We start from the raw sequence: 6,346 nt of genomic DNA, 5'->3' as shown, positions 1-6,346 counted from the left end.
CGCGACGAGCTGCTCAACTCCTGGCGCTTTGACTCCCTGCGCGAAGCCCGGGTCATCATCGAAGACTGGAGGATCGACTACAACGCCAACCGACCCCATTCGGCCCACCACGGACTCACCCCCGCCGTGTTCGCCCTACAGTGGACCACGACCCACCAACCTCAAGCCGCATAGCGACTGGACCATCGAATGGGTCCCCCTCAGTTTGACCAGGGCCCTGCTCCGCGCGGTACTCCCGGTCCGGAAGCCGCCCGGGTGTACCTGCGGTTGAGGGACGCGCGGACGTTCCTTCCTATGATGATCAGGTATACGCAGGGCATCCGAGCCCGGTACCAGGGCGCGGAAGCAAGGGTTCTCTTGATCCGACCCGTCGAAAAAGAGCAAGGTCATGGATCAACCCAGCACAACATCTGATCGCGAGCTCTCCAAAGAGGTAATCGAGGATCTGAAGTCGAAGGGCTACAACCAAACCCAGATCGCCGAGATGTACGGCGTAACGCGGCAGGCAGTCTCCTGGCATCTGAAGACCTACGGCGGAAAGAAATCGACGCGCCAGCTGATTAACGACTGCTGGCCCTGGGAGACCTCAAAGGGCCACGACAAGGCGATTCCCTACCGGCGACTTCGTGACCACGGGGAGTACATGGCAACCTTCGGTGCCGGTATGAACGCCGACAAACTGGACAGACTTCGCGTGTGGTGGCGAAAACTCGAACGCGAGGCTGTAGTTGTCGAGTTCGACCCGAACATCCCACCCACCAAGGGAATATGCGCTCACGGAGGGTTCGCCTACCGTCAACGCGACGATTCGGACGGCAATCTCCTGATCCGCGTGAACGAATACACGAACCTCACTGATGAGGGAAGGAAAGTCTGGTGCCGGCCCCCGGCTGGTGCACTCGAGACCTCCTGAGAGGGCCGACCTCGCGAAGCCTAACCCCGCGCCATGTCGACGAACCGGCTGAGATGCAGCTGGTGCGCGACGGTGATCGTGGCCGTCGGTCCGTTACGGTGCTTGCCGACGATGATGTCGGCCTCACCCGCGCGCGGGTCGTCGCGCTCGATCGAGTCGGGGCGGTGAAGCAGGATGACCATGTCGGCGTCCTGCTCCAGCGAACCGGACTCACGAAGGTCCGACACCTGCGGCTTCTTGTCGGTACGTTGCTCGGGACCACGGTTCAGCTGGCTGATCGCGATCACCGGCACCTCGAGTTCCTTGGCCAGCAGCTTGAGCTGACGCGAGAACTCCGAGACCTCTTGCTGACGGGACTCGACCTTCTTGCCCGAGGTCATCAACTGCATGTAGTCCACCGCAACGACTTTCAGGTCGTGGCGCTGCTTGAGACGACGCGCTTTGGCGCGGATCTCCATCATCGTGAGGTTCGGCGAGTCGTCGATGAAGAACGGCGCATCCGAGATCTCACCCATTCGGCGGGCCAGACGCGTCCAGTCGTCGTCGCTCATGGTGCCGGCACGCATGTCGGCGAGCTTGACCTTGGCCTCTGCCGAGAGCAGTCGCATGACGATCTCGGTCTTGCTCATTTCGAGCGAGAACATGGCCGCGGTGAGGCCGTGGCCGATCGCCGCCGAGCGCAGAAAGTCCATGGCCAGCGTCGAGTTGTGCGTCGGGACCATCGCCTCGCCGGCGAGGTAGAGGTGCTCGTCGTTGTCGACCTCGACGCAGCGCACCGGCACCGAATCCACCGGACGCACCGCGACGACGCGGCGGACGCCGGCCTTGCGTCGGAGCTCCTTGTGTCGAATTGCCTTGTGGTGGACGGTGAACACGTCCTCGTCGGCGTCGACGCGCAGCCAACCGGTGGCCGAGCGCTTGTAGTTGAAGCCCAGACCGGCGACCAGATCGGCGACGACCGCGGTCATGTGCCGGGTCGCGGCGGGCACCGTGATCCAGCCGTCGTCGTCGACGCTGGCGCGGGCATCGAGCAGACCGGCCAGCAACGACCGACGCTGCGCGATCGAACCGCGCAGGTACTCGTAGGGGATCCGGCCGCCGAGGTCGGCCATCAGCGTCATCACGTCGACGGGCCCCTCGGCGTCGATGCGCATGCTGATCTCGGGATCGTCGAACGCCATCCCCGCCAGCGCCGCGACCGTGTACGGGCCGTAGGCAAAACGCTTGCGCGGCAACTCGAGCGGCGCGGTGTTGCGGATGACCGCACACCCCACGTGCGCACGCAGGCCCGCCGTTGTGACGACCTGGCGCTCACCGTCGATCTCGGCCGCCCACTGGTGCTGCTCGTCGGCGACCAACACCGCGCCGTCGTTGAACTCGACCTCGTAGCAGGGACGTTCGGTCATCACGTCGGTCGCGGCGACCACCTTGGTGGGCCGGCCGTGCGCGTCGAGCAGCTTGTCGCCCACCCCGACCTTGCCCATCGTCGTCCAGCCGGTGGGCGTGGGCAGCGGGGTGTCGAGGGCGAGCGCTTTGCCGACGCCGGGTCGCGCGGCCACGATGATCATCTGGCCCGGGTGGAGACCGTTGGTCAGCTTGTCGAAGTCCGCGAAGCCGGTCGGCACGCCCAACGAGATGCCGCCGCGCGAGGCGATGGAGTCGATCTCGTCCATCGTCGGCTGCAGCAGTTCTTCGAGGGGAAGGTAGTCCTCGGCCTGACGGCGTTCGGTGACCTCGTAGACCTCTGCTTGTGCGCGGTCGACGACCTCGGCCACGTCCTGGCCGTCGTTGCCCGCGTAGCCGTACTGCACGATGCGGGTACCGGCGGTGACCAGACGGCGCAGGATGGCCTTCTCGGCCACGATCTCGGCGTAGTAGCCGGCGTTTGCGGCCGTGGGCACCGTCGAGATCAGCGTGTGCAGATACGGTGCGCCACCGATGCGTTTGAGTTCGCCCGACCGCTCGAGTTCTGCGGCGACGGTGACCGCATCGGCGGGTTCACCCTTGGAGTAGAGGCTAAGGATCGCCTCGAACACCGCCTGGTGAGCGGGCCGATAGAAGTCGGCCGTCCGGATCTTCTCGACGACGTCGGCGACCGCGTCTTTGGACAGCAACATGCCGCCGAGCACGGATTGCTCGGCAGCGAGATCCTGTGGGGGTTGCCTACCGAAGTCCTCGGTGGGCGGTGCATCGTCCGCACCTCGACCCCGACCTCGTTCTTTATCCCGATCGCCGGCGGCAGGACCGTGCCCGCGGTCATCCACAACAGCCACGTGTGTCTAACCTCTCGCATACGCTCGATCCGCTCGCCCTGACGAGTGAATCGACCTCTGTGGTGTCGGCCCCGGCAGGCCACCTCGCGAGTCTCCGGTGTCGACGTACTGCTCTGTCTCTTGCTCTGTCCGTCTCTTCCTATCGGGACGCTCCGACAACGACTGCCGCCGAGCGTGCGAAAACAGGACTGAGACCTGAGCCGTGACACTAAGACCTCCGACACGACGACTCAAACCGGGCTGTTGATGAATCTGGGGAGGACTTGTGGACGACGTGTGAATGAGCGGGGGAGCGATTGTGCACCCGTTGTGGACAACCTGAGGAATTCGGGTGTGAACAACTCTGTTTGCCCAGGTCAGAACACCTATTAATTTCCACAATCAAGAAACTGAAAATCCTTCGACACTCTTCGGCGCGTCGTCAGTTGGGCGTGTTGCGACCGACTGTTCAAGTACGTGTGGCAAACAATTTGGTGAATTTCCCGAGTGATCTACGTAACAGCTAGTCACGACAGTGATCAGTCGTATGACTTATCGCTGGATCGACGACGACGACCCGAATCCGTGTGATGCAATGTCGATCGTGTCGAGGTTGGGGTTGGGAACCGGGGTCATCCGTCGAACGGTCGGGGTGGTGGCCGCGCTGACGGTTGCGACCGGGATCGCGTTGGGTGCGCCGCCGGCGCACGCCGCGCCCGGTCCCACGATGCCCGTCGAATTCGACCTGGCGCGTTACCAGCCGGTCGACCCGACGACCTTCCGCTCGCTCGCCTACGGGGACAACGGGCGTTCGTTCTTCACCACCGGCCGCTGGATGTGCCAGATCGGGCAGGCCTACCGCTACGTGGGCTGTCAGGGCCGTCCCGCGACCGCCCCGCCCACCGCGACGGGCGCCGCCATCACGGCGGACCAGCAGGGCCCGTGGTGGGTCAACAGAGACCAGACGTACCGCTTCGGTTCGAAGACCGGGTTCCGGCCGCCGGTTCTGGGCGTCGGCAAGCGCGTCACCATCGCCGGGGTCACGTGCACCGTGCCGCGGCGCGACGTCGTCGCCTGCCGCACCGGCGAACGGGCGCTGATCTTCACCCCCGCGTGGCACAAGTTCTTCTTCCCGTCCTGGGACACCCTCGGACCGGGCAACAACGCCGTCGCGCACAGCGCAAACCCGGCGCCGCGATACCTGCCTCCACGGCTGCAGTATTGGAATCAGTTGCCCGCCAACCCGCCTGCGCCGAAGTAGGGCGGCCGCACATACGACAAGGCCGGGTGGAATCTCTTCCACCCGGCCTTGTTTCGTGTGATGCGGTGCGTCAGCCTGCGGCGACGACGGCGAGCTGCACGGTTGCCGAGACCTGCGGGTGCAGGGTGACGGTGACCGGGTAGCTACCGGTGGCCTTGATGTGGCCCTTGGGCAGCACGACGGTGCGCTTGTCCACGACGGGGCCGCCGGCGGTCTTGATGGCACCGGCGACGTCAGCCGCGGTGACCGAACCGAACAGCTTGCCCGAGTCGTGGGTCTTGACGTCCAGCGAGACTGCGTCGAGGCCCTCGAGGGCCTGCTTCAGCTCGTTGGCGTGCTCGAGACCGCGAACCTCGCGGGCCTCCTGCGCACGGCGTATGCCCTCGACCTGCTTCTCGGCGCCGCGGGTGGCCTTGATGGCCAGGCCGCGGGGCAGCAGGTAGTTGCGGCCGTAGCCGTCCTTGACCACGACGATGTCGCCGGCTTCGCCGAGGTTCTCCACGGCGGCGGTGAGGATGAGCTTCATGTCAACTGATCCTTTCCGCTTATCGGCTGGTCGAGGTGAAGGGCAGCAGGGCCACCTCACGCGAGTTCTTGACAGCCACAGCGACGTCGCGCTGGTGCTGCACGCAGTTACCGGTCACGCGACGCGAGCGGATCTTGCCACGGTCGGACAGGAAACGGCGCAGAAGCGCGGTGTCCTTGTAGTCGATGTCGGCCTTCTTGTCCTTGCAGAAGCTGCACGCCTTGGTCTTGGTGACCTTTTCGACGCGAGGCTTCCGGCTGGGCTTCGCCTTTGCCATGTGTGTATTGCTCCAGTCAATGCTTCTTCGGGATCACTCACATGTGAGTGTCGTCCCGTGAGATATCAGAAAGGTGGTTCGTCGTCCCCGCCACCGAACGATCCGCCGCTGCTGGCAGGCGCGCTGCCCCAGGGATCGTCGGCGACCTGCTGGTTCGATCCGCCGCCGCGGCTACCGCCGCCGCCACCGGATCCGAATCCGCCGCCACCACCGCCGCCGCCGCCGCGCGAGGCGCGGTTGACCTTGGCGGTGGCATAACGCAGCGAGGGGCCGATCTCGTCGACCTCGAGTTCCACGACCGTGCGTCGTTCGCCTTCTTTGGTTTCGTAGGACCGCTGCTTGAGCCGTCCCTGCACGATCACCCGGGAACCCTTGGTCAGGCTTTCGGTCACGTTCTCCGCGGCGTCGCGCCAGATGTTGCAGCGGAGGAACAGCGCTTCGCCGTCCTTCCACTCATTGGTCTGACGGTCGAACGTGCGCGGGGTGGAAGCCACCGTGAAGTTGGCAACCGCTGCACCGGACGGCGTGAACCGCAGTTCCGGGTCGGCGGTGAGATTGCCGATGACGGTGATGACCGTGTCGCCTGCCATGTGTGTTTCCCCTTGGGTCGTAGGTGGGCACTCGCTGATCGACATGCACCGGGATTTTCTGGGTCAACCCTAGAACCCGGTACCGACGTCTTCAGACGTTCAAGAAACCCTGTGGATTACTTCCGCAGGACCTTGGTGCGCAGAACCGACTCGTTCAGCTTCAGCTGACGGTCGAGCTCGGTGACCGTGGCGGGCTCGGCATTGAGATCGATGACGGCGTAGATGCCCTCGTTGTGCTTCAGGATCTCGTAAGCGAGGCGGCGCTTGCCCCAGATGTCGACACCATCCACCGAACCGCCATCCTTGCGGACAACATTGAGGAAAGTATCGAGTGAGGGTGCGACGGTGCGCTCGTCCAGATTCGGATCGAGGATGACCATCAATTCGTAGTGACGCATAAGACCACATCACCTCCTATGGGCTAGGTCGGCCACGGACTGTCCGTGGCAGGAGGGTCGCCTGCGTCGGCAACCGGTCCAAGATACATGACCAGGACGTTCTCCCGGAAATCCGAGGTCGTGAGCACC

At 64.6% G+C, this 6,346-nt stretch carries 8 protein-coding genes; 3 read left to right on the top strand and 5 right to left on the bottom strand.

The window, feature by feature from the left end; genetic code table 11:
• Together BJF87_RS11305 and BJF87_RS11300 are read left to right on the top strand one after the other, a co-directional pair.
• The coding region (locus BJF87_RS11305; protein WP_139319454.1) for an integrase core domain-containing protein at positions 1 to 174 on the top strand (174 nt) is incomplete at its 5' end.
• Positions 175 to 388: 214 nt separating this feature from the next.
• Positions 389 to 913, top strand: coding sequence for a hypothetical protein (locus BJF87_RS11300; RefSeq protein WP_035753993.1), 525 nt, complete (start codon positions 389 to 391; stop codon positions 911 to 913).
• 20 nt (positions 914 to 933) lie between these two features.
• Here the strand turns inward: BJF87_RS11300 and dnaB are convergent, their stop codons facing one another.
• Positions 934 to 3,186, bottom strand: coding sequence for a replicative DNA helicase (gene dnaB / locus BJF87_RS11295; protein WP_035753992.1), 2,253 nt, complete (start codon positions 3,184 to 3,186; stop codon positions 934 to 936).
• A gap of 574 nt (positions 3,187 to 3,760) precedes the next feature.
• Between dnaB and BJF87_RS11290 the strand changes: the two genes are divergently transcribed.
• Entirely contained in the window at positions 3,761 to 4,426 is a 666-nt protein-coding gene (locus tag BJF87_RS11290) for a hypothetical protein (RefSeq protein WP_035754051.1), read from the top strand.
• 70 nt (positions 4,427 to 4,496) lie between these two features.
• Here BJF87_RS11290 and rplI read toward each other — a convergent pair whose 3' ends face one another.
• The 4 genes from rplI to rpsF all read right to left on the bottom strand — a co-directional run bounded on the left by rplI (position 4,497) and on the right by rpsF (position 6,217).
• The gene (rplI, locus tag BJF87_RS11285; protein ID WP_006361033.1) at positions 4,497 to 4,952 is read right to left on the bottom strand and encodes a 50S ribosomal protein L9; all 456 of its coding nucleotides are present in this window, start codon (positions 4,950 to 4,952) and stop codon (positions 4,497 to 4,499) included.
• Positions 4,953 to 4,971: 19 nt separating this feature from the next.
• Positions 4,972 to 5,229, bottom strand: a complete 258-nt coding sequence (rpsR, locus tag BJF87_RS11280; protein WP_006361034.1) for a 30S ribosomal protein S18 — start codon at positions 5,227 to 5,229, stop codon at positions 4,972 to 4,974.
• A 65-nt stretch (positions 5,230 to 5,294) separates the two neighbouring features.
• On the bottom strand, positions 5,295 to 5,819 hold the full coding sequence (locus BJF87_RS11275) for a single-stranded DNA-binding protein (protein WP_035753991.1): 525 nt from the start codon (positions 5,817 to 5,819) through the stop codon (positions 5,295 to 5,297).
• A 116-nt stretch (positions 5,820 to 5,935) separates the two neighbouring features.
• Positions 5,936 to 6,217, bottom strand: coding sequence for a 30S ribosomal protein S6 (gene rpsF / locus BJF87_RS11270; RefSeq protein WP_004020660.1), 282 nt, complete (start codon positions 6,215 to 6,217; stop codon positions 5,936 to 5,938).
• Between the last annotated feature and the right edge of the window lie 129 nt (positions 6,218 to 6,346).

It is taken from the genome of Gordonia sp. CNJ-863 (assembly GCF_001942325.1).
Lineage (GTDB): Bacteria > Actinomycetota > Actinomycetes > Mycobacteriales > Mycobacteriaceae > Gordonia > Gordonia alkanivorans.
This window is presented reverse-complemented; position numbering and strand designations above follow the sequence as displayed.